This window comes from Cellulomonas sp. McL0617 (genome assembly GCF_049994875.1).
In the GTDB taxonomy this organism is placed as follows: domain Bacteria; phylum Actinomycetota; class Actinomycetes; order Actinomycetales; family Cellulomonadaceae; genus Cellulomonas.
This window is the reverse complement of sequence record NZ_CP188256.1, coordinates 2,695,588-2,718,057: the sequence shown is the minus strand read 5'-3', so window position 1 is coordinate 2,718,057 and position 22,470 is coordinate 2,695,588. Positions and strand designations below refer to the sequence as shown.

At 71.9% G+C, this 22,470-nt stretch carries 18 protein-coding genes; 8 read left to right on the top strand and 10 right to left on the bottom strand.

The window, feature by feature from the left end; genetic code table 11:
• Positions 1-84 precede the first annotated feature (84 nt).
• The gene (locus ACPPVS_RS12335) at positions 85-1,056 is read right to left on the bottom strand and encodes an ABC transporter permease (RefSeq protein ID WP_426592557.1); all 972 of its coding nucleotides are present in this window, start codon (positions 1,054-1,056) and stop codon (positions 85-87) included.
• 264 nt (positions 1,057-1,320) lie between these two features.
• Between ACPPVS_RS12335 and ACPPVS_RS12330 the strand changes: the two genes are divergently transcribed.
• Complete coding sequence (locus ACPPVS_RS12330; protein ID WP_426592556.1) at positions 1,321-2,313, top strand: acetylxylan esterase; 993 nt, start codon at positions 1,321-1,323, stop codon at positions 2,311-2,313.
• Between the two features lie 14 nt (positions 2,314-2,327).
• Here ACPPVS_RS12330 and ACPPVS_RS12325 read toward each other — a convergent pair whose 3' ends face one another.
• Genes ACPPVS_RS12325 through uxaC form a run of 3 tightly spaced genes read right to left on the bottom strand, consistent with a single transcriptional unit; the run spans position 2,328 to position 5,630 of the window.
• Positions 2,328-3,428: a PfkB family carbohydrate kinase gene (locus tag ACPPVS_RS12325; protein ID WP_426592555.1), complete on the bottom strand. Its 1,101-nt coding sequence runs from the start codon at positions 3,426-3,428 to the stop codon at positions 2,328-2,330.
• Positions 3,429-3,486: 58 nt separating this feature from the next.
• Positions 3,487-4,149 carry a bifunctional 4-hydroxy-2-oxoglutarate aldolase/2-dehydro-3-deoxy-phosphogluconate aldolase gene (gene eda / locus ACPPVS_RS12320; protein WP_426592554.1) on the bottom strand — a complete coding sequence of 221 codons (663 nt, stop codon included), beginning with the start codon at positions 4,147-4,149 and terminating at the stop codon, positions 3,487-3,489.
• Entirely contained in the window at positions 4,146-5,630 is a 1,485-nt protein-coding gene (uxaC, locus tag ACPPVS_RS12315) for a glucuronate isomerase (RefSeq protein WP_426592553.1), read from the bottom strand. The genes eda and uxaC overlap by 4 nt, the downstream gene beginning before the upstream one ends.
• Positions 5,631-5,779: 149 nt before the next feature.
• Here uxaC and ACPPVS_RS12310 point away from each other — a divergent pair, with 149 nt between their 5' ends.
• The 4 genes from ACPPVS_RS12310 to ACPPVS_RS12295 all read left to right on the top strand — a co-directional run bounded on the left by ACPPVS_RS12310 (position 5,780) and on the right by ACPPVS_RS12295 (position 14,447).
• A complete protein-coding gene (locus ACPPVS_RS12310; protein WP_426592552.1) occupies positions 5,780-7,285 on the top strand; it encodes a mannitol dehydrogenase family protein in 1,506 nt (501 codons plus the stop codon).
• A gap of 71 nt (positions 7,286-7,356) precedes the next feature.
• On the top strand, positions 7,357-7,974 hold the full coding sequence (locus ACPPVS_RS12305; RefSeq protein ID WP_426592551.1) for a CG0192-related protein: 618 nt from the start codon (positions 7,357-7,359) through the stop codon (positions 7,972-7,974).
• A gap of 245 nt (positions 7,975-8,219) precedes the next feature.
• Entirely contained in the window at positions 8,220-12,341 is a 4,122-nt protein-coding gene (locus ACPPVS_RS12300) for a galactose oxidase-like domain-containing protein (RefSeq protein WP_426592550.1), read from the top strand.
• A gap of 369 nt (positions 12,342-12,710) precedes the next feature.
• Entirely contained in the window at positions 12,711-14,447 is a 1,737-nt protein-coding gene (locus ACPPVS_RS12295) for a DUF4214 domain-containing protein (RefSeq protein ID WP_426592549.1), read from the top strand.
• Between the two features lie 102 nt (positions 14,448-14,549).
• On the opposite strand, the gene ACPPVS_RS12290 is transcribed toward ACPPVS_RS12295, so the two are convergent.
• Both ACPPVS_RS12290 and ACPPVS_RS12285 read right to left on the bottom strand, forming a co-directional pair.
• Positions 14,550-14,867, bottom strand: a complete 318-nt coding sequence (locus ACPPVS_RS12290) for a hypothetical protein (protein ID WP_426592548.1) — start codon at positions 14,865-14,867, stop codon at positions 14,550-14,552.
• 72 nt (positions 14,868-14,939) lie between these two features.
• Positions 14,940-15,326: a hypothetical protein gene (locus ACPPVS_RS12285; RefSeq protein WP_426592547.1), complete on the bottom strand. Its 387-nt coding sequence runs from the start codon at positions 15,324-15,326 to the stop codon at positions 14,940-14,942.
• Between the two features lie 123 nt (positions 15,327-15,449).
• Between ACPPVS_RS12285 and ACPPVS_RS12280 the strand changes: the two genes are divergently transcribed.
• Entirely contained in the window at positions 15,450-16,058 is a 609-nt protein-coding gene (locus ACPPVS_RS12280) for a hypothetical protein (RefSeq protein ID WP_426592546.1), read from the top strand.
• 4 nt (positions 16,059-16,062) lie between these two features.
• On the opposite strand, the gene ACPPVS_RS12275 is transcribed toward ACPPVS_RS12280, so the two are convergent.
• Both ACPPVS_RS12275 and ACPPVS_RS12270 read right to left on the bottom strand, forming a co-directional pair.
• On the bottom strand, positions 16,063-16,857 hold the full coding sequence (locus ACPPVS_RS12275) for an SDR family NAD(P)-dependent oxidoreductase (protein WP_426592545.1): 795 nt from the start codon (positions 16,855-16,857) through the stop codon (positions 16,063-16,065).
• A 33-nt stretch (positions 16,858-16,890) separates the two neighbouring features.
• Positions 16,891-17,277 (bottom strand): winged helix-turn-helix transcriptional regulator, encoded by a 387-nt coding sequence (locus tag ACPPVS_RS12270; RefSeq protein ID WP_426592544.1) that lies wholly within the window; start codon positions 17,275-17,277, stop codon positions 16,891-16,893.
• A gap of 88 nt (positions 17,278-17,365) precedes the next feature.
• On the opposite strand from ACPPVS_RS12270, the gene ACPPVS_RS12265 reads away from it, so the two are divergent.
• Entirely contained in the window at positions 17,366-18,220 is an 855-nt protein-coding gene (locus ACPPVS_RS12265) for an NAD-dependent epimerase/dehydratase family protein (RefSeq protein WP_426592543.1), read from the top strand.
• 76 nt (positions 18,221-18,296) lie between these two features.
• Positions 18,297-20,963 (top strand): phosphoenolpyruvate carboxylase, encoded by a 2,667-nt coding sequence (locus tag ACPPVS_RS12260; RefSeq protein WP_426592542.1) that lies wholly within the window; start codon positions 18,297-18,299, stop codon positions 20,961-20,963.
• A gap of 72 nt (positions 20,964-21,035) precedes the next feature.
• Here ACPPVS_RS12260 and ACPPVS_RS12255 read toward each other — a convergent pair whose 3' ends face one another.
• Positions 21,036-21,725: a ferredoxin reductase gene (locus tag ACPPVS_RS12255; protein WP_426595964.1), complete on the bottom strand. Its 690-nt coding sequence runs from the start codon at positions 21,723-21,725 to the stop codon at positions 21,036-21,038.
• A gap of 64 nt (positions 21,726-21,789) precedes the next feature.
• Complete coding sequence (locus ACPPVS_RS12250) at positions 21,790-22,392, bottom strand: sulfite oxidase-like oxidoreductase (RefSeq protein WP_426592541.1); 603 nt, start codon at positions 22,390-22,392, stop codon at positions 21,790-21,792.
• Positions 22,393-22,470 lie beyond the last annotated feature (78 nt).

Sequence of the window (22,470 nt, the reverse complement as noted above, 5' to 3'; positions counted from 1 at the left end):
TCGTCCTCGAGACGAGGTCCGCCTCGATGATGTCGGGTCCGTGCACGTCCGGCTCGTCGGCCGGGCGCTCCTTGGACAGGTTCGTCACCACAGGCTCGCCCCCACAACCTTCTTCGAGATCTGGTTCGCGGTCAGGATCATGGCGAGCCCGATGATCGCCTCGAAGAGGCCGATGGCCGTCGCGTACGAGACGCTGTTCGAGACGATGCCGACGCGGTAGAGGTACGTCGAGATGACGTCCGCGGTCGAGTAGATGAGGGGGTTGTAGAGAAGCAGGATCTTCTCGAACCCGACCGCCATGAACGTGCCGATGTTGAGGATGAGCAGCACGACCATCGTCGGCCGGATGCCCGGGAGCGTGATGTGCCACGTCTGCCGCCAGCGGCCGGCGCCGTCGATGCGAGCGGCCTCGTAGAGCTGCTCGTCCACCGTGGTCAGGGCCGCGAGGTAGAGGATCGTGCCCCAGCCGACCGTCTGCCACACCTCGGAGGACAGGTAGATCGGCCGGAACCACTCGGGCTGCTGCATGAAGGTGATGTGCGTGCCGCCGAGGTGCGTGATGATCTGGTTGATCGTCCCGTTCACGGAGGTGAGCTGGAAGATGACGCCGGCGACGATGACGATCGACATGAAGTGCGGCAGGTAGGTGACCGTCTGCACCACGCGCTTGAACTTGGTCGAGCGCACCTCGTTGAGCATGAGAGCGAGCACGATCGGCAGCGGGAACACCACGATCAGCGTCAGCACGCCGAGGATCACGGTGTTGGTGAACACGTGCCAGAACTGCTGGTCGTGGATGAACTGCTTCACGTAGTGCAGGCCGACCCACTCGTCGCCGAACATGCTTCCGCCCGGGTGGTACCGCCGGAACGCGACGACGTTCCCGAGGATCGGGATGTACCGGAAGATCAGCAGGAAGATCAGCGGCAGCACCAGGAACGAGTAGAGCCGCCAGTCACGGCGCAGCTCCTGGCGCCACGTGCGCCTGGGCGAGCCGGCCCGTGCGGGGCGCTTCACCTTGGGTGGCGGAGCTGTCGTGACCTCGGTTGCGGTCATGCGGTTGATCACCTCTCTCACGTCGTCGTGAGTCGTGGACCGGAGACGGTCCCCGCGCCTGGACGCGGACCACAGATCGGGTGTTCGAGCCCGTCCGCACATCCGGAGGAATGGGATGGCGAACGGTTGCCACGTATGTTGCCATAGGACCTCGCGAATGTGCACGCTCGCTATGCAAATCGTTATCGAAACTTTCGAGGTCCGCTTGGTGTGCGTGATCACCAGTCCTGCTCAGCCCCCGTCTCACCCTCCAGGAGCATCGCCGTGGCCTTGTTCGACCTCCCGCTGGACCAGCTCGAGCGCTACACGCCCGACGTGCCGGAACCCGCGGACCTCGACGCGTTCTGGGCGGACACCCTGGCCGCGGCTCGCCTGCACGCCCCCGTCGTCGCGCTCGAGCGCGTCCCGACCGGCCTCGCGCTCGTCGACACGTGGGACCTCACGTTCTCGGGCTTCGACGGCCACCCGGTACGGGCCTGGTACAGCCGGCCCCGGGGGACGGCCGGGGGCGATCTCCCGGTCGTCGTCGAGCTCGTCGGCTACGGCCGCGGGCGCGGCCTCCCGCACGAGCGGCTCCTGTGGTCCGCCGCGGGCTACGCGCACCTCCTCGTCGACTCCCGCGGCCAGGGCAGCCAGTACGGCAACGGTGGCGACACCCCCGACCCCGTGCCGAGCCCGCCGGCGGTCCCCGGGTTCGTGACCCGTGGCATCGGCGACCCGGCGACGTACTACTACCGCCGGCTCATCACCGACGCGGCGCGCGCCGTCGACGCCGTGCGCGCGCTCGACGGTGTCGACGCGGCGGGCATCGTCACCACCGGGAACAGTCAGGGCGGCGGCATGGCGCTCGCCGTGGCGGGCCTCGTGCCCGACCTGGCCGCGACGATGCCGCACGTGCCGTTCCTGTGCCACGTGCAGCGCGCGCTCGGCCTCACGGACGCCGACCCGTACGGCGAGATCGTCCGGTACCTCGCGGTGCAGCGGGGGGCCGTCGCCGACGTGCTGCGCACGCTGTCGTACGTGGACGGGGTGGGGTTCGCCCGGCGGGCGCGGGCGAAGGCGCTGTTCGGTGTCGGGCTGCGCGACACGGTGTGCCCGCCGTCGACCGTGTTCGCCGCCTACAACGCCTACGCGGGGGACCGGTCGATCGAGGTGTACCCGTTCAACCACCACGAGGGCGGTGACGCCTTCCACACCCGGCGTCAGGTCGAGTGGCTCGCGGACGCGGTGCCGACGCCGCTGGCCGCGCGCGCCTGACCGGCACGGACGGGTCAGCGGTCGACGCGGGCGCCCCCGCCCGAGGCGAGCTTGAGCACCTCGGAGCGCGTCGCCATCGACGTGTCGCCGGGGGTCGTCATCGCCAGCGCGCCGTGCGCCGCGCCGTACTCCACGGCGGTCGCGAGGTCGTCACCCGCGAGGAGGCCGTAGGCGAGGCCCGACGCGAACGAGTCGCCGCCGCCCACACGGTCGAGGATCTCGAGGCCCGGGCGGTGCGACGCACGGACCAGACCCGTGCCGGGCGACCAGGCGATCGCGCCCCAGTCGTTGACCGTCGCCGTGCGCACCGTGCGCAGCGTCGTCGCGACGACTCGAAGGTTCGGGTACGCGGCGGCGACGGAGTCGATCATCCGCGCGAACGCGCCGACGTCGAGGTCCGTGAGGGACTCGTCGACGCCCTCGACCGCGAAGCCGAGCGCGGCGGTGAAATCCTCCTCGTTCCCGATCATCACGTCGACGTGCGGCGCGATCGACCGGTTGACCTCCTGCGCCCGCCCCTGCCCGCCCACCGACCTCCACAGGCTCGGGCGATAGTTGAGGTCGTACGACACGACGGTGCCGTGCCGGCGAGCTGCCTGGACGGCGGCGAGCGTGGTCGCGGCGGCGGTCTCGGAGAGCGCGGCGTAGATACCGCCGGTGTGGAACCAGCGCACGCCCAGGTCGCCGAACAGGTGGTCCCAGTCGACGCCCGTGAGCTGGGACGCGGCCGTGTGCCCGCGGTCGGACACCCCCAGCGCACCGCGCACGCCGAAGCCGCGCTCCGTGAAGTTGAGCCCGTTGCGCGTCGCGTGCCCGACACCGTCGTAGGGGAGCCAGCGCACGTGCGACGCGTCGACCCCGCCCGCCAGGACCAGCCCTTCGATCAGGTGGCCGACCTCGTTGTCCGCGAGGGCCGTGACGACTGCCGTGCGCAGCCCGAACGTGCGGGCCAGGCCGCGGGCGACGTTGTACTCGCCGCCGCCCTCCCACGCCGTGAACGAGCGCGCCGTGCGGATCCGGCCCTCGCCCGGATCGAGGCGCAGCATGACCTCGCCGAGGCTCACCGCGTCGTAGCGGCACTCGTCGGCGGGTCGTAGCTCGAGGGTCGTCGTCATGTCGTCTCCTGCGATCGGTGTGGCCGAGGGTATGTCGACGAACGCCGGGAGCGGATCGTCAGGCGGGTTGGCCCGCACGCGGGCGGACGGCGTCGGCGGCCGCGACCGCGGCACGCGCCAGCCGCTCGATCGCCGCCGTGTCGCGCGCGCGGACCCGGTCTCGCGGCACCATCCACGAGCCGCCGACCGCTGCGACGGCCGGCAGGGTGAGGTAGTCGGCCAGGTTGCCCGCCGCGATGCCGCCGGTCGGCACGAAGTGCACGCCCGCGAAGACCGTCGCGAGGGTGGCGAGGGCAGGCGCGCCGCCCGACGTCGCGGCGGGGAAGAACTTCACGAGGTCGAGCCCGAGCTCGAGCGTCGCCATGACCTCGGTGGCGGTCACCGCGCCGGGGATCGCGGGCACGCCGTGCTCGAGGCAGCGCTCGACCACCGCACGGCTCGTGCCCGGTGACACGACGAACCGGGCGCCGGCCGCGACCGCGGCGTCGACCTGCGCGGGCGTCAGCACGGTGCCGGCGCCGACCAGGACGTCGCCCCGGTCGGCCAGCGCGGCGATCGCATCGCGTGCAGCCGCCGTGCGGAACGTGACCTCGGCGACCGGCAGGCCGCCGGCGACGAGTCCCGCGCCGAGCGCGGGGACGTCGGACGCGTCGTCGAGCACGACGACGGGGACCAGGCGGTAGTGCTCGAGCGCGACGAGCGCGGCGTGCCGGGTGCTCACACCGCACCGCCCCGCGCGGCCACCGGCTGCAGGGCTCCCGACGTGACCGGAAGCCCGATGCCGTCGGCCCCGGCGCGCGGCGCGTACGCCTGACGGGGCAACCGGTAGGCCAGGTCGATGCCCGAGTCGATCGCCTCGTCGAGGTCGAGGCGATGCTCGGCGACGAGCCGCGCGAGGAAGCCCGCGTCGATCCGCCGCGCCAGGTCGTGCCGCGCGGGGATCGAGCAGAAGGCCCGCGTGTCGTCGACGAAGCCGGCCGTGTTGGCGAAGCCCGCGGTGTCCGTGACGGCCTCGCGGAAACGGCGCAGTCCGTCGGGCGAGTCGAGGAACCACCACGGTGCACCGAGGCGCAACGCCGGGTAGACGCCGGCCAGCGGCGCGAGCTCGCGGCTGTAGGTGTCCTCGTCGACCGTGAACGCGATCATCCGGAAGCCCGGGTGGTGGCCGAACGCCTCCAGGACCGGACGCAGCGCGCGGGCGAACTCGGTGGCGACCGGGATGTCGTAACCGACGTCCGTGCCGAGCCTGACCGCGGCCAGGCGGTCGTGGTCGCGCAGCACGCCCGGGTGCAGCTGCATGACGAGGCCGTCCTCGCTGGCCATGCGGGCCATCTGGAACAGCATGTGACCCTCGAACAGGGCCGCCTCGGCGGCGTCGACCGTGCCGCGCAGCGCGCGCGTCACGATCCGCTCGGCCTCGGCGTCGCCGATCGGCTGCAGGCGCACGTCGAGCGTCCCGTGGTCGCTCGCCCGGGCGCCGTTCGCCACGAAGAACGTGCGCCGGCGCTCGAGCGCCTCGACGAGGTCGCGGTAGCCGTGGATCGCCAGGCCGGCGCGCTCCTCGAGCACGGCGACCGAGGTGGTCCAGCCGGGGCGGTCGACGCGCAGCAGGGCGTCCGGGCGGAACGTCGGAACGACTTGCGCGCCGTACCCGCGCGCCGCGAGCTCGGCGTGGGCGGTCAGATCGGCGGTCGCCTCGTCAGTCGTCGCCAACGTCTCGATGCCGAAGCGTTCGAAGAGAGCGAGCGGTCGGTGGTCCGCGTCGGCGAGGCGCATGGCGAGGTGCTCGTAGATCTCGTCGGCGGTCTGCGCGGACGGTCGGACATCGACGTCGAAGACGTCGGCGAGGACATGCTCGAGCCAGTACCTGGTCGGGGTGCCGCGGAACAGGTGCCAGTGCGCCGCGAACGTCCGCCAGATCGCGCGCGGGTCGCGCTCGGCGTCGGGTCCCACGCCGAGCGCCGCGTGCGGGACGCCCTGCGAGACGAGCATGCGGACGAGGTAGTGGTCCGGGACGACGAGCAGGCTCGCTGGGTCCTCGAACGGCTCGTCGCGCGCGAGCAGACCTGCGTCCACGTGGCCGTGCATGGACACGATCGGCAGGTCGCGGGTCGCTGCGAGGATCTCGCGGGCGAGGGTGCGCGTGGCCGGGTCCGCCGGCAGGGCGCGGTCGGGGTGAAGCCTCAGGGCGGGGGGTGTCACTGCTGTCCTTCCAGGTGCGCGGTCGGAGTCGTCGTCGACCGGTCCGCCGCACGCGAGTCGTCTGCGGCATTCAAACACCTGGGAGGCGGAGGTGGCAACCGCTTGCCTAGATTTGCCACGATGGACCGGGCCGTGCTGAGATCTCGAGCGTGAGAAGCCGACGTGAGGGCCCGGACGTGACGGCCGGAGCACCCCTGCGCCTGTCTGCCGCGACGGCGCGCAGGCTCGCCGGGCAGGTCGAGCCCGCACCGTTCGACCCCCGCGAGCTGACCACCGGGATCGTCCACCTCGGCATCGGCGCGTTCCACCGCGCCCACCAGGCCGTCTACACGCAGGACGCGATGGCCGCGACGGGGGACAGCGGGTGGGGGGTCCTCGGCGCGACCCAGCGCTCGCGCGGTGTCGTGGACCAGCTCGTGCCGCAGCAGGGCCTGTACGGGGTGCTCACCAAGGACGCCGCCGCGTCGTCGCTGCGCCTGGTCGGCGTGCACACCGGCGTCGCCTTCCCACGCGACGAGACTCCACGGGTCGTCGCGGCGATCGCAGCACCCTCGACGCACGTCGTCACGCTCACCGTCACCGAGAAGGGCTACCGCCTCGCTCCCGGGGGCGGTCCGGACCTGACGGATCCCGACCTCGCGGCCGATCTCGCGACGCTCGGGTCGGGTGACGACGCGCCCGCGCGCACGCCTCTCGGCCTGCTGTTCCTCGGGCTCGCCGCGCGACACCGGGGCGACGCGGGCCCGCTCAGCGTCGTCAGCTGCGACAACCTCGCGAGCAACGGCCACGTCCTCGCCGCGCTCGTCGCACGCACCCTCGACGCGGGCGGCCGCAGCGATCTCGCGTCGTGGGTCGCCACCTCGGTCACGTTCCCGGCGACGATGGTCGATCGGATCGTGCCGGCGACCACGCCCGAGCACCGGGCCGAGGCCCTTGCCCTGCTCGGACTCCGCGACGAGGGCCTCGTCGTCGCCGAGCCGTTCGGGCAGTGGGTGCTCGAGGACGCGTTCGCCGGGCCACGACCTGTGTGGGAGCGCGCGGGGGCGACCTTCACCGGCGACGTCGAGCCGTTCGAGCGCGCCAAGCTGCGGATCCTCAACGCCGTGCACTCGACCCTCGCCTACCGCGGTGCGCTGCGGGGGCTGACGACGATCGCCGACGCCGTGGCAGATCCCGACCTTCTCGCGGCGTCGCGTGCGCTCGTCGACCAGGACGTGCTGCCGACGCTGGAGGCGGTTCCCGGGGTCGACCTCGCGCAGTACCGCGACTCGGTGCTCGCCCGGATGGCGAACCCGGCGACGGGACACACCACCGTGCAGGTCGCGTCCGACGGGTCGGTCAAGCTGCCGCAGCGCCTCCTCGGCACGGTCCGCGACCGGCTCGCGGTGGGGGCGGTGCCGCACGCCGCGAGCGCGACGATCGCCGCGTGGATCGCGTACGTGCGCTCCGTCACGGCAGGGTCGCTCGTCCTCGACGGTCGGGTGGTGACGCTCGACGACCCGCGGGCGGACGTGCTCGCCGCCGCGGCCGCGGGGCCGGTGGACGGGCTCGCAGACCGCTTCCTCCGGCTCTCGGACGTGTTCGGCGACCTCGGCGGCTCGCGCGAGCTGCGCGATGCGGTCGCCGCGGGCCTGCGTGATCTCGGCGTGCGCTGATCGGTGACCGTCGGCTCGCCCGCGGTCGACGACACGGTGGGGGCCCGGGATCGATTCGCTAGGGTCGACCGATGGCCCTGATCCACCGCGCCACCATTCGTCCGACGAAGGCGGAGCTCCTCGACGAGTGGGTGCCCACCCAGCCCTGGGGAGAGCCGGGGCTCGAGATCGTCGGTGCGTTCCGCTTCGACGATCCGGACGGCGAGGTCGGTATCGAGACGCACGTCGTGGTCACGGCCGGCGGTCACCTGCTGCAGATCCCGCTGACCTATCGCGGTGCGCCGCTGGTCGGTGCGGACCCGTTCCTGGTCTGCACCATGGAGCACTCGGTGCTCGGTCGACGCTGGATCTACGACGCGACCGGGGATCCCGTCTACGCCCAGGTGCTCGCCTCGGTGCTGTCGGGGCGCGCCGCGCAAGCGGACGAGTACGTCGAGGGCGTCGACGCCCCGCGCGAACCGAGCGTCCGGGTCACCAGCGGCGGCACCAGCGGGCGCGACCTCCGCCCGGACGACACCGACGTGAGCGCGGCGTGGGACGCCTCGACGACCGTCGTCGAGGCGGGAGGACTTCGCATCGTCCTGTGCCGTCGTCTCGCCGTGCAGGGAGCTGCGGCCGCCCACGAGCTCACCCTCACGGGTACGTGGTCCGGCGGTTCGGAGCCGTTCCTGCTCGCCTACGTGGCCTGACTCGGCCGTTCGGCCGTTCGGCCGTTCGGCCGTTCGGCCGACCGCAACGTGGGTCCGCGCGAGGCCGGCAAGTTCCGACCTGGACCAAAGCGGCGCCGCTGGGAGGATGATCGCTGGTGCACGTCGCGGGTCCCTGTCGCCTCGGGGTCTGCTGGGGTCACCGGGTGGGGGCTTGAATGCGTCGCGGGCGAGTCGGATGGAGCCATCGGCGTGCCACCGCCGTTCTCGCGGCTGTCCTGCTGGTCGTGGGCGTCGCGGCCGTCGGACCCGTGGAGCCGGCGTCCGCGGCGGTCCCTCTGTCGCTCGACTCATTGGTGACGACTCACGGCGGGTCGGCCACGAGCGTCACGTCGCCGGCCTTCACGACCACCCAGGGGGGCGAGCTCCTGGTCGCCTTCCTCACGGCGGACGGTCCCAGCGTGGCCGGCACGCAGACTTTCAGCAGCGTCGCCGGAGGGGGTGTCATCTGGCGCCTGCGGCAGCGGTCGAACGCTCGGGCCGGTACCTCCGAGATCTGGACCGCCGTCGCTCCGACCGCGCTGACGGGCGCGACCGTCCAGGCGACTCATGCGGGCAGCTGGGTCGGCTCGATCACCGTCGCGTCCTTCGTCGGCGCGGACCTGACGACGGACGGTGCTGTCGGCACGGCAAACGCGGCGACGGGCGCCCCGGGCGGCTCCGTCACCACGACTCGAGCGGGCTCGTGGGTGTGGGGTGTCGGCAACGACTGGGACCGCGCGACCGCTCGCACCGTGGCCACCGGCCAGACCAAGGTCGACGAGTACCTGACCTCGGTCGGCGACACGTTCTGGGTGCAGCGCCAGACGGCGACGACCGCGAATGCCGGCACGGTCGTCCCCATCAGCGACACGGCTCCGACGAACGATCGGTGGAACCTCGCCCTGATCGAGATCACCAGCGCCTCTCCGGACTCGACGCCACCGACCGTTCCCGCCAACCTGGTCGCCCAGGCCGTCGGACCGAACCAGGTGAACCTGGCGTGGTCGGCGAGCACGGACAACACCGCGGTGCAGGGCTACCGCGTCTTGCGGGGCGGTACCTCGATCACGACCACGACGAGCACGTCGTTCACCGATACCGCCGTGAGCCCGGCGACCAGCTACACCTACACCGTGCAGGCGTACGACGCGGCCGGGAACTCGTCGGCCGGATCCACCGGCGCGACGGTCACCACGCCGGCGCTCGACACCGTGCCGCCGACCATCTCCGGCGTGACGGCGACGTCGATCACCCAGACCTCGGCGACCGTGACCTGGGCGACGGATGAGGCCTCGAGCTCCCAGGTCGACTACGGGCCGAGTGCCGGCTACGGCACGAGCACCACGCTCGACACCAACCGGGTCACTGCCCACTCGCAGGCCATCGGCGGCCTGTCTGCTGCGACGACCTACCACTACCGGGTCCGCTCGACCGACGCCGCCGGCAACCTCGCGCTCTCGACGGACCGGACCCTCACGACGCTCTCGCCGGTCGCGGACACGACGTCCCCGACGGCGTCGGTGACCAGCCCCACCAACGCGTCCTCGGTGGCGGGCACGATCGCGCTGGCGGCAACCGCCAACGACGATGTCGGCGTCGCGGGCGTGCAGTTCACGGTGGACGGCACGCCTCTCGGAACCGAGGACACAACTGCTCCCTACGGGGTCAGCTGGGACACCACCGCGGCCGCGGACGGGGTGCACACCGTGACCGCCGTGGCCCGGGACGCGGCCGGCAACACGGGGACGTCGGCCGTGGTCACCGTCACGGTCGCCAACGCCACGAACACCCCGGCGGTCATCGGTCAGTGGGCGCCGAGCATCCCGTGGCCCGAGGTCTCCATCCACGCCGCGCTCACCCCGACCGGCAAGATCCTGACCTTCCAGGGCGACTTCACCCAGGCCGGCCAGCAGTACGTCTTCGACCCGGTCAGCGGTTCCATCAACCAGGTGCCCAACGCGGCCGCGGACCTGTTCTGCGCGGGCCAGGCCGTCACTGCGGACGGACGCATCCTCGTGATCGGCGGGACGGCGACGAGCGGCGGCCTCGGCATCCGCAACGTCACGGCCTTCGACTCGTCCACGGAGACGTGGCAGAACCTGGCGCCGATGCAGCTCGCGCGCTGGTACGCGACCGGCACGACCATGGGCGACGGACGCGTGCTCGTGACCTCGGGCTACGACAAGGCGGACGGGGACCTGGTCGTGACCCCTGAGGTCTACGACGTGCCGGGAAACAGCTGGTCCACCCTGCCTGCCGCCACCCAGTCACAGCCCGTCTACCCGTTCCAGTACCAGCTGCCGGATGGGCGGATCCTGTGGGGCGGCGCATCCGAGACCCCGTCGGTCACCAAGGTCCTGAACGTGGCGACGCAGACCTGGACGACGATCGACAGCCGCGTCATCGACGGATCGAGCATCGTCAACTACGCCCCCAACAAGTTCATGAAGGCCGGCTCGGCGGCGGACAGCGGCAACTCAGGTCCTTCCAGCCGCACCGCGTTCACCCTCGACATGAGCCAGCCCAACCCGACGTGGCAACCAACGAGCAGCATGGCGTTCGCGCGCAGCTTCGTGAACCTCACCGCGTTGCCCGACGGCACGGTGCTGGCCACCGGCGGCGACACCGAGAAGTCCGGCCACGACGACGCCAACGGGGTGCTCCAGGCCGAACGGTGGAACCCCGCGACCGGGACCTGGACGACGCTGGCGGCGATGTCCGAGGCCCGGCTCTACCACTCGGTGGCAGTGCTGCTGCCCGACGGGCGGGTCTTCGTGTCCGGGGGCGGGGGCGATGCCGGAGTTCCTGACCACAAGTCGGCGCAGATCTACTCCCCGTCCTACCTCTTCAAGGGCCCCCGACCGACCATCACCTCCGCACCGGGCACCGTCCAGTACGGCCAGGCCACCTTCGTCGCGACGCCCGACGCCGCCGGCATCACGTCGGTGTCGCTCATCCGCACGGGCTCGGTCACCCACTCGTTCGACCAGAACTCGCGGGCCCTCTCGCTCCCGTTCACCCAGGCGGCCGGTGGCCTGAACGTGCAGATGCCGGTCGACGGGAACACCGCGCCTCCCGGCTACTACATGCTGTCGATCGTCAACGGCGCGGGCGTCCCGTCGGTGTCGGCCATGATCCGCTTTCCTGCGCCGTACGAGGACACGTTCGCACCGTCCGCGCCGACGAACCTCTCTGGCACCGGCGCCGTCGGGAAGGCCACCCTCAGCTGGACGGCGAGCACCGACAACGTAGGCGTGACCGGCTACGACGTGTATCGGTCGACCACGTCCGGCTTCACGCCCAGCCCCGGCACCAAGGTCGGTGCGACCACCACGCCGTCGTACACCGGCACCGGGGTCGTGGCCGGCACCTACTTCTACAAGGTCCGGGCGAACGACGGCGTCGGCAACGCCGGCGCGCCGTCGAACGAAGCCACGATCACCGTGCTCGCCGACACCACGGCGCCCAGCGCCCCGACCAACCTCCTCAGCACTGCGATGTCGAGCACCCAGGTCACCCTCGGGTGGACCGCGTCCTCGGACGACGTCGGCGTCACGCGCTACAACGTCCTGCGCAACGGCGCGCCGGTGGGCACCTCGCCGGGGACGGGCTACGTCGACACCACCGTGCAGCCGACGACGGCCTACAGCTACACCGTGACGGCCCAGGACGCGGCCGGTAACGTCAGCGCGCCCTCGAGCACCAGCACCGTCACGACCCCGAGCCAGACGACGGCGATCGGCATCGACAAGACCGTCAGCCTGCACCAGAGCTCGGCGGCGACCTCGATCGCCGTCGGCGGGCTGACGACCACGGGGTCGAACGAGCTCATCGTGGCCTTCGTCAGCTCGGACGGCCCGTCGCCGGGAGCCGTGAGCTTCTCAGCGGTCACGGGCGGCGGCCTCACCTGGCGGCTGCGACAACGCGCCAACACGCAGGCCGGCACCTCCGAGGTCTGGGTGGCGGCCGCGGGCGGACCGTTGTCGAACGCCACGATCACGGCTACCCGGTCGGGCGGGTCGCAGGTCGGCTCGATCACGGTGGTCGGCTTCACCAACGCGAGCGTCGCCGACGGCGCGGTCGCCGGTGCCGGCGCGAGCACGGGGTCGCCGACGGCCTCGCTCACCTCCACCGTGCCCGGATCGTGGGTCTGGGGCGTGGGCAACGACTGGGACCGGTCGGTCGCCCGCGTCGTCGGCCCGGGCCAGACCAAGGTCGACGAGTACCTGGCGAGCGTGGGGGACACCTTCTGGGTGCAGTCGCGATCGGTGCCGGGTGGGCCGGCCGGATCGTCGGTGACGTTGAACGACACGTCGCCCACGACCGACCGCTGGAACGTCGCTGCACTCGAGATCCTGCCCCGCTGACCCGAGGTGCGAGACCGGTTCCTTCGCGTAGGTGCCGGTCGTCCGACGTCGATCGTCGCGTCGGTGACCCGGGCCGGCTCGGCGTGTGCGGCCGATCGTCGGCGACGCCTCTGGACCGTCCCGTCCGGGCCTCCATCCGCGGGACGTTTTTCACCCGGTCTCTTCCTGGACATTTGTCCGACTATTGGGTGTTTTCGCAGGTGAGGCGCCAAGGACATCGCTTTCCAAGGCCGCTGTCGCCCGGCTAGCCTTCCCGCGGACCGGTCGCATCTCAAGATGCCCGGAGAGAAGGTGCGGCCCGTTTCGGGCGCTTGCATCGACGACGATGGCGGGGGCCGAGACGTCCGCGCGGAATGCGAGAAATACGACGTGAAGACTCGAACGAGCCGGATCACCGGCTTCGCCCTCGGCGGAGTGATGGTCGCCGCGGCGGCCCTCACGGCCGCGCCGGCGTGGGCCACTGACAGCGCGAGCCCCGAGGTCCCCTGCGACGCCGCTGGCTCGTGGTGGACCGAGGACATCGCGCCGACGCAGGCCGCGGATGGTCTGGAGTTCGCCGGCGCCCACGCCAAGGCGGTCGACTGGTACCACACGGTCTCCGGCAACCTGCAGGGCCTGCCGGACACGAGCATGACGATCACGCGCGCCAGCGGTTATCACACGAGCCTGGTCTTCGAGATCAACCGGAACGGGACCGACGGCTACGCCACGATCGCTGCGGAGCCGTACCAGAACGGGTGGACGCCGGGCCAGACCGGCGTCTTCACCGTCACGCAGGACACCCTGGTGTGGACCAGCAAGATCCTCTCCGGTCCGGGCTCGCAGGCCCAGCCGATCGCGCTCAGCGCGATGGCTGCCCTGTTCCCGGCGAACGCCCTGATCTCCGAGGGCATCCACCTCCAGACCAACTCCGCCGCGGACCAGCTCACCACCGTGGCCACCGTGGCCGGCTGCGTGAACGACAACTTCGTCGCGCCGGTCGCGAACGTGCCGTCGGGCTCGTGGTTCACCGAGGACACGGCTCCGGTCCAGGCCGCCGACGGTCTGCTGTTCGCCGGCGCGTCCGCGAAGCCGATCGACTGGTACCACCCGGTCTCGGGCAACCTGCAGGGCGTGCCGACCACCACCATGACCATCTCCCGCGCCAGCGGCTACCACACGAGCCTCGTGTGGGAGATCAACCGCACGGGTACCTCGGGCTACGCGACCATCGTCGCCGAGCCGTACCTGAACGGGTGGACGCCGGGCCAGACCGGTGTCTTCACGGTCACGCAGGACACCAAGGTGTGGACCAGCAAGATCCCGAACCCGGCTCCCGGCTCGCAGGCCGACCCGATCACGCTCCGTGACATGGCGGCCCTGTACCCGACCAACACGATCCAGACCGAGGGCATCCACCTCGGCAGCAACTCGGTCGCCGGCCAGCTCACCAGCGTCGCCGCACTGAGCGGCGCCATCAACGCGAACTTCGTCCCGGCGCCGGTCATCGACCCGATCAAGGCGTACGTGACGAGGGTCTACCACGACCTGTTCGGTCGTAACCCTGACCCGCAGGGCCTCGCGGCCTGGTCCGCAGCGCTTGCCGGCGGCACGCCGTACGGAAAGGTCGCCGACGGGATCACGTACTCCGCCGAGTACCGCTCGGGCATGATCCGCGACACCTACAGCAAGTACCTGACGCGTCTCCCGGACAGCAAGGGTGCGGCCGACTGGCTGCTCGCCATGCAGAGCGGCGTGCACATCGAGGACATGCAGGGTGGCTTCATCGCGTCGTCGGAGTTCTACGCGAAGGCCGGCGGCACGGACGCGGCGTGGATCACGCTGCTGTACCAGACGGTGCTGGGCCGCAACCCCGCGCCCAGTGAGATCGCCACGTGGCGCGCTCAGCTGGACAAGGGCGCCAGCCGCCAGGCGGTCGCGCACGGCTTCCTCTACTCGTCCGAGCACCTGACGACTGTCGTCAACGGGTACTACCTGAAGCTGCTGGGCCGTGGCATCGACCCGACCGGCCGCGCCGGCTGGGTCAGCGCGATCCAGGGCGGTTCGCGTGACGAGCAGATCATCGCGGGCATCGTCGCGAGCCTGGAGTACCGCTCGCACGTCTGAGCAACAAGGCAGGGCAGGGCGGCGTCGATGACGTCGGTCTGAACGAACGAGAGCCCGGCCGGGTCGGCCGGGCTCTCGTTCGGTTCTCGGGGCCCGTACGGCTCATGTCCGAGACGGTCCCGGCGTCCCGATGCTGCCGTGGCGAAGGACGTGCCATACGGTCGGCAGCATCCGCCGGGCCGGGATGCCCTTCATGATCCGGGCGATCTGCCTGCCGACCACCAGGACGCCGGCGAGGCCGACGATCGTCTGGACCACGATCAGCCAGATGAGCACGTCGTGGGCATCGAGCGCGAAGGCCTCGGCGATCACCGGCGCGGCCAACCAGACAGGGATCCACCAGAGGAAGACCAGGAAGATCCCGACGCGCAGCCTGGTCGGCGAGAGGGTGGCCGGCTCGGGGGCTGCTTCGGGCGACACAGGCATCCCCAGGGGTCACGAGCCGTCGACTAGCGGGCTGGACGAGAGTACGCCTGCCCCGCCGCGAGCTCGTCAGGCTCGAGCGTCGGGCTGAGGGTCGTCCACCACGACGTCGGGGTCGATCCGGTCGGCCCTGCTCAGCCGTTCGTCCAGCTCCGTGCGCGCACCGCTCGCTTCCTGGGCGTGTGCGCGGGCCTCGTTCTGGAGCGCCGCGGCGTCGGCAGCCCGGGCGTCCGCCTCGGCCTGCGCGAGCCGTGCCTGTGCGTCGAGGCGAGCCGCCTCGGCCTCGCGGCGCTGCAGCTCGACCTGGTCGGCGGCTGCCTGCTCGCGGATCTCCTGAGCCTTCGCGCGCTGCGCGTCGGCCGCCCTCCGTCCCCGGCCGCTCGCCATCACGATCGCGATGACGACGACGATGACGACGACGATGGCGACGATGATCCATACGGTCGTGGCGTCCATGTCGAGCCTCCTTCTGTCGATCCCCCCTTCTGGGTATTGGACTGCCGTCCGGATAGGTCCGCAACCGGAGGAGACGCGGCGGACAGCAGGGCCGTCGACGCCACGAGCCGGGAGACTGAGCGGGTGATCGACCGCTACGACGGGCACATCCTGGGCCTCGCGACCGCCGACGGTCGCAGGATCGTCGTCGGACGGTGGCTGCGCTCGCGGTGGCCGCCGTTCGCCGACGTCATGACGGAGGACGCCGTCGGCCGCCGCACCCTGGTCGCGCCGACCCGGGGCATCGCCGACGAGATCGCCGCGACCTACGCGTTCGACGACGTCGTCCTCGCGAGGGTCGAGGTGCGGTGCGACCCGGTCGCCCGGACGTGGTGCGTGCGGGCCGGACCCCTCGACGTCGTCGTGACGATCGGCGGTCCGACGGCGCTCGGTGCGCTGCTGACGTCGGTGCCCCGGGTGCTCACGAGATCCCGCGCCTTCGCGACCGCCGCGGACCCGGTGGCCCGGGCTGTCCTGCGCGGCGTCCGGACGCGCGGCGCGGCCGGAGCCGGAAGACGCGAGTGGTACGGCGCGGCGGGCCAGCACCGCGTGGTCGGCGTCCGTGCGACGTGGGACTCGCAGCCGTGCGGTGACCTGCTGCCCACCGTGCCGCCGGTGCGGTTCGGGTTCTCCTCCGTGCCGCAGCGACCGACCGTCACCGCGGTGCGCACGACGATCGCGCGCGACGACTGACGGGTCAGCTCGTCAGCGCCGTGCTCACGTCCCACAGGCGCTGCTGGATGGTCGGGTCGTACGCCTCGTCGGACGCGCGGGCGTCGCGCAGACGGTCGAAGAACCGGCCCGTGACGCCGTCGAGGGACGGGTCGCGGACCAGGTGCAGGACGGACTCGACGCCGGTCTCGAGGGGGTCGACGGAGTACCCGATCGTGTCCATCACCATCTTGGTGGGCATGTAGGTGCCCGGGTGCAGGCTGTTCACGGTGACCTGGGCAGCGGGGACGCGTGAGGCGAACGTCAGTCCGGCGGTGATCATCGCGAGCTTGCTGACGCCGTACGCACGGGTGCCGGAGTAGCCGTGCGCGAGCGTGAGGTCGTCGAAGTCGATCGGGCTCTGGCCCAGGGACGCCACCTGGACGACGCGGGACGGTGCGCCGGCCGTCAGCAGGGGCAGGAGCCGCTGGGTGAGCGCGAACGACGCCAGGTGGTTCACCCCGAACCGCAGCTCGTTCCCGTCCAGCGTCAGCGACCGGTCGCCGTAGCCGACCCCCGCGTTGTTGACCAGTACGTTCAGGCTGTCGGTGAGCGTCGCCACCTCGTCGGCGAGCGCCCGTACCTCCGCCAGGACGGACAGGTCCGCCCGGACCGTGAGCACCCGCGCGGGTCGGTCGCGCAGCGAGGCCTCCAGGGCCGCGAGCCGCTCGGGGCTGCGGCCGTGGGCGATCAGGACCGTGTCCGGGTCGTCCGCGAGCCGGTCCGCCACCGCCCGTCCGAGTCCGTCGGTCGCGCCGGTGAGCAGGATCGTCGTGGTCATCTGTGGCGCAACGCGGCCCGGGGCGGGTCTATTTCAGACGAGCGCCGCGGCGTCCGTCCGCGCCCGTGCCTCCAGGATGAGGGGCGCGTTCGTCTCCGACCACGAGCGCAGCGTCTGGACGGCGTCGAGCAGCGAGGTGCCGAGCGGGGTCAACCGGTACTCGACGCGCGGCGGGACCTCGGCGAACACCTGCCGCGCGACCAACCCGTCCCGTTCGAGGGCGCGCAATGTCGCGGTGAGCACCTTCGGGGTGATGTCCGTCAGCAGGCCGCGCAGCTCGGTGAACCGCAGGACCGACCGGTCCAGCGAGAGCAGGATGCGCACGGTCCACTTCTCGCCGACGCGTGCGAGGACCATCCGGCTCGGGCAGGTCACGTCGAGGACGTCGTAGGCCGGGTCGCTGCAGGGCTCGGTATCCACGGGGTGCCTGACTTCCGTTGAAGAGACTGGTATCTATTCCATACTATCGGGGACGACCCAGATCGGGCACACCACCTCGGGAGTCTTCATGCGCGTCCTTCTCACCGGTGCGACCGGTTACGTCGGCTCGAACGTCCTCGCGGCACTCGTCGCCGCCGGTCACGACGTCCTCGCCGTCACGCGATCGCCGGAGGCGGCGGACCGGGCGCGCGACGACGGTGCGACGGCCCTCGTGCACGACCTGACGGACACGCTGTGGCTCGTCGCCCGGCTGCGGGAGGTCGACGCCGCGATCCACACGGCGGCGACCGGGGACGCCGACAACCCGGCGTTCGACGACGCGGTGATCGACGCCGTCATCGGGGCGTTCTCGGGCACCGACAAGCCGTACGTGCACACGAGCGGCATCTGGATCTGGGGATCGGGGTCGGTCCACGAGGACCGCCCGCTGGACCCGCCGGAGATCGTCGCGTGGCGGATCCCGCGCGAGGAGCGTCTGCTCGCCTCCCACGTCCGCGCGACGATCGTGGCGCCCGCGGTCGTCTACGGCCAGGGCCGCGGGATGGTTCCCGGCGTGTTCGGGCCGGGTTCTCGTACCGCCGACGGAACATTGCGGCTCGTCGGGTCGGGCGAGCAGCGCTGGTCCGTCGTGCACGTCGAGGACCTGGCCGACGCGTTCGTCGCCGCCCTGAGCAGCGGCCCGCGAGGGCAACGGGTGGTGGCGGCGTCGGGCCAGACCCCGACGGTCCGCGAGATCGCGCAGGCGGTGGTCGGCCCGCAGGGTCGGGTGCTCGCCGAGAGCGACGAGGACACGCGTGCCCGGCTCGGCGCGGCGTTCGCGGACGCGCTCCTGCTCGACCAGCCGGCGGGCGGTTCTCTCGCCCGGACGGTGTGGGGCTGGGCGCCCAGCCGACCGGCCCTGCTCGACGAGCTGTCCGCGTGAGGGCGAGACGTGTCTCACATGTAACAGCCTTGGACGCACCGGGCACGGACCGCCCAACGTGCCCTAGTTTTGGCCCGTGACTGCACCGAGCGACGCCCCGCAGGGACTGGCCAACCACGAGGTACCCGAACCGCTGCGCAATGACGTCCGCGTGCTGGGCGAGTTCCTCGGGCGCGTGCTGCGCGAGGCGGGTGGCGACGACCTGCTCGCCGACGTGGAGAAGCTGCGCGAGCTGGCGATCCGCGCGCACAACGGTCCTGACGCGGAGGCGCTCGCGCAGGCCGAGGAGCTGGTCTCCGGCTTCACGCTGGCCCGCGCCGAGCAGGTCGCTCGCGCGTTCACGTGCTACTTCCACCTGGCCAACACCGCCGAGGAGTACCACCGCGTCCGCGTCCTGCGCGAGCGTGAGGCCAGCCTGCTGCCGCACCACCTGGCCCCCGACGACTCGCTGCCGGCCGCGGTCGCGCAGCTGGCGCAGGAGGTCGGGCAGGACGTCGCGCGACAGCGGCTGGCCGAGATGGAGTTCCGGCCCGTCCTGACGGCGCACCCCACCGAGGCGCGTCGGCGCGCGGTTTCCGCGTCGATCCGGAGGATCGCGGAGCTCGTCGCCGAGCGTGACTCGCGCAGCATCGGCGGCATGTCGCTCGCGGAGAACGACCGCCGGCTCCTCGGCGAGATCGACACCCTGTGGCGCACGGCCCCGCTGCGCGAGGCCAAGCCGACCGTCCTCGACGAGGTACGCACGGTCCTCAGCGTCTTCGAGTCCACGCTCGCCGACACCCTGCCCGACGTGTACCGCCGCCTGGACGACTGGCTGCTGGCCGACGCCGCCGGAACCACCGCGCCCGCCGTGCGGGCGTTCGCGCGGCTCGGCTCCTGGATCGGTGGCGACCGCGACGGCAACCCGAACGTCACCGCCGACATCACGCTGCAGGCGGCGCAGATGTCGTCGGACAAGGTGCTCAGCGAGCTCGAGGCCTCCGCCCGACGCACCGCGGGCGGCCTGACGCTCTCCGGCGACGACACCCCCGCGTCCGCCGAGCTGATCGCGCTCTGGGACAGCCAGGTCGCGATCTCGGCGCCGTTGGCCGACCGGATCGCCGTCGATGCCCCGAACGAGCCGCACCGCCGGGTCGCCTACTTCCTCGCCGAGCGCATCGCCGCGACACGGACGCACGCACACTCGCTGGCGTACCCGAGCGCCGCCGAGCTCGAGTCCGACCTGGCCGTCGTGCAGCGCTCTCTGGCCGAGGCCGGCGCCCCGCGGTCAGCGTACGGCGAGCTGCAGAGGCTGATCTGGCAGGTGCAGACGTTCGGGTTCCACCTGGCCGAGCTCGAGGTGCGGCAGCACTCGCAGGTGCACGAGGGCGCGCTCGCGGACATCGCGAAGAACGGCCTGGACGGCGAACTGGAGCCGCGCACGGTCGAGGTGATCGCCACGTTCCGCGCCCTCGGCGAGGTGCAGCGGCGGTTCGGCCTGGAGGCCGCCCGTCGCTACATCGTCTCGTTCACCCAGTCCGCGGAGCACCTCGCCGCGGTCTACGAGCTGGCGGAGCTCGCGTTCGAGGGGTCGGATTTCACGCCGATCATCGACGCGATCCCGTTGTTCGAGACGTTCGCCGACCTCGAGGCGAGCGTCGACATCCTCGACGGCGCCCTCGCGTTCCCCCAGGTGCAGCGTCGGCTCGCGGAGAACGGTCGGCGCGTCGAGGTCATGCTCGGCTACTCGGACTCCTCCAAGGACGTCGGGCCGGTCTCCGCGACGCTCACGCTCGACACGGCGCAGCGTCGGATCACGGAGTGGGCCCGGAACAACGACATCGTCCTGACCCTGTTCCACGGCCGCGGTGGCGCGCTCGGGCGCGGCGGCGGCCCCGCCAACCGGGCCCTGCTGGCCCAGCCCCCCGGGTCGGTCGACGGTCGGTTCAAGCTCACCGAGCAGGGCGAGGTCATCTTCGCCCGCTACGGCGACCCGACGATCGCCGCCCGGCACATCGAGCAGGTCGCCGCGGCGACGCTGCTGGCCGGTGCGCCCTCGGTGGAGCGGCACAACGCCGCGGCGACCGAACGGTTCACCGCACTGGCCGCTCGCATGGACGAGACGTCGCGCGTGCGGTTCCACGAGCTGGTCAAGTCGCCGGGCTTCCCCCAGTGGTTCGCTGAGGTGACCCCGCTGGAGGAGCTCGGTCTGCTGCCCATCGGCTCGCGCCCTGCCCGTCGCGGCCTGTCGGTCGAGTCGCTCGACGACCTGCGTGCGATCCCGTGGGTGTTCTCCTGGTCGCAGGCGCGCATCAACCTGGCCGGCTGGTACGGCCTGGGTACCGCACTGGAGGACGTCGCCGACCTCGACGAGCTGCGCGCCGCGTACGCGCAGTGGCCGCTGTTCACGACGATGATCGACAACGTCGAGATGTCGCTGGCCAAGACCGATGAGCGGATCGCCCAGCGCTACCTCGCCCTCGGCGACCGGGACGACCTGGCCGGTCAGGTGCTCGACGAGATGGCGCTGACCCGCACGTGGGTCCTGCGCATCACCGACAGCGACGCGATCCTGTCGCGACGCCGCATCCTGGGCCGCGCGGTCCAGCTGCGCAGCCCGTACGTCGACGCCCTCTCGCTCCTGCAGCTGCGCGCGCTGCGCGCCCTGCGCACGGGCGCCGCGCCCGACCAGGTCGACGACCTGCGACGGCTGCTCCTGCTCTCGGTCAACGGCGTCGCCGCCGGCCTGCAGAACACCGGCTGACCCTCACCTCGTGCAGCCGACGGCTCGGACCCCGACGGGTCCGGGTCGTCGTCCTGTCACGGGCGCCGGCGCCTACGGGCCCGTCGGGCCGAACCGCTCGGTGCGGATCCGGTCCGGGTCGTGGCCGAGGTCGACGAGGGTGTCGGCGACGAGCTCCACGAACGGCGTCGGGCCGCACACGAACACGTGCGCGTTCAGGTCGGGGGGAAAGCAGGCATCCTGCAGCACCGCGGCGTCGACGCGTCCGAGGGGTCCGTCGAAGCCGGGCGGTCCGGTCCGCGTCCACACGTGGGTGATCGCGACGTCGGGCCCGAGGACGGCGAGCTCGTCGGCGTACAGGGCGTCGGCGGGGGTGCGGACCGAGACGAGCAGGCGGAACGGGGACGACGAGGCGGCGGACCGGCGCGTCCGCACCATCGACATGAGCGGGACCAGGCCCGAGCCGCCCCCGATCAGCTGGACCGGGTGCGGGTCGGTCGCGTGCCAGACGAACCAGTTGCCGATCGGGCCGCGCAGCTCGAGCTGGTCGCCGATCTGCAGGTCCTCGGTCAGGTACGGGGAGACCTCGCCGTCGTCGACCACCTGGACGGTCAGGGCGATCCGCTCGGACGTGACGGGGCCGCCCGGCAGGCCCATCGTGCCCGGGGAGGCCAGCGAGTAGGAGCGCTGCGTGGAGTAGCCGTCCTCGGCCGTCAGCCGGACGTCGACGTGCTGGCCGGCCATCGCACCGTGCCACCCGGGCACGTCGAGCTCGAGCGTCATGGCCGACGCGGTCTCGGTCCTGCGTGCCACCAGCGTCCCGACGAGCCAGGGGAGGGTGTAGGACTCAGTCACCCCAGTACCGCTGTTCCTTCCAGGGGTCGCCGTACTCGTGGTACCCGAGCCGCTCCCAGAAGCCCCACGTGTTCTCGGTCATGAGCTCCAGGCTGCGGACCCACTTCGCGGACTTCCAGAAGTACAGGTGGGGGACCAGCAGCCGGGCCGGGCCACCGTGCTCGGGCGGCAGCGGAGCGCCGTCGTACTGGTAGGCGATCCAGGCCTTTCCGCCCCGCAGGTCCGCGAGCGGGACGTTGGTGGTGTAGCCGCCGTCGCAGTGGGCCATCACGTACGCATGCTCGGGATCGATCTGTACAGAGTCGAGGAGCGTGTCCAGCGAGATGCCGCGCCAGGCCGAGTCGAGCTTGGACCACTTGGTGACGCAGTGGATGTCCTTGACGACGTCCTCGTGCGGCAGGTGCGTCAGCTCCGACCAGGTCCAGGTCGTGAGGGGGGAGCCGTCCGCTGTGATCGAGAACGTCCACGTGGACAGGTCGGCCCGTGGCGTCGGTCCGGCGGACAGCACCGGGAAGCCACGTTCGAGGTACTGACCGGGCGGGATGCGAGGGTCGGTCTCGCGCTTGCCGCGAAAGCCGCGGGAGATGATCGCCATACGGGGCTCCCAGGTGCGTCGGAGAGCACCATCATGCGGCCCGACCTGCGGATACGCCAGAGGCCGGCCCGAGAAGGA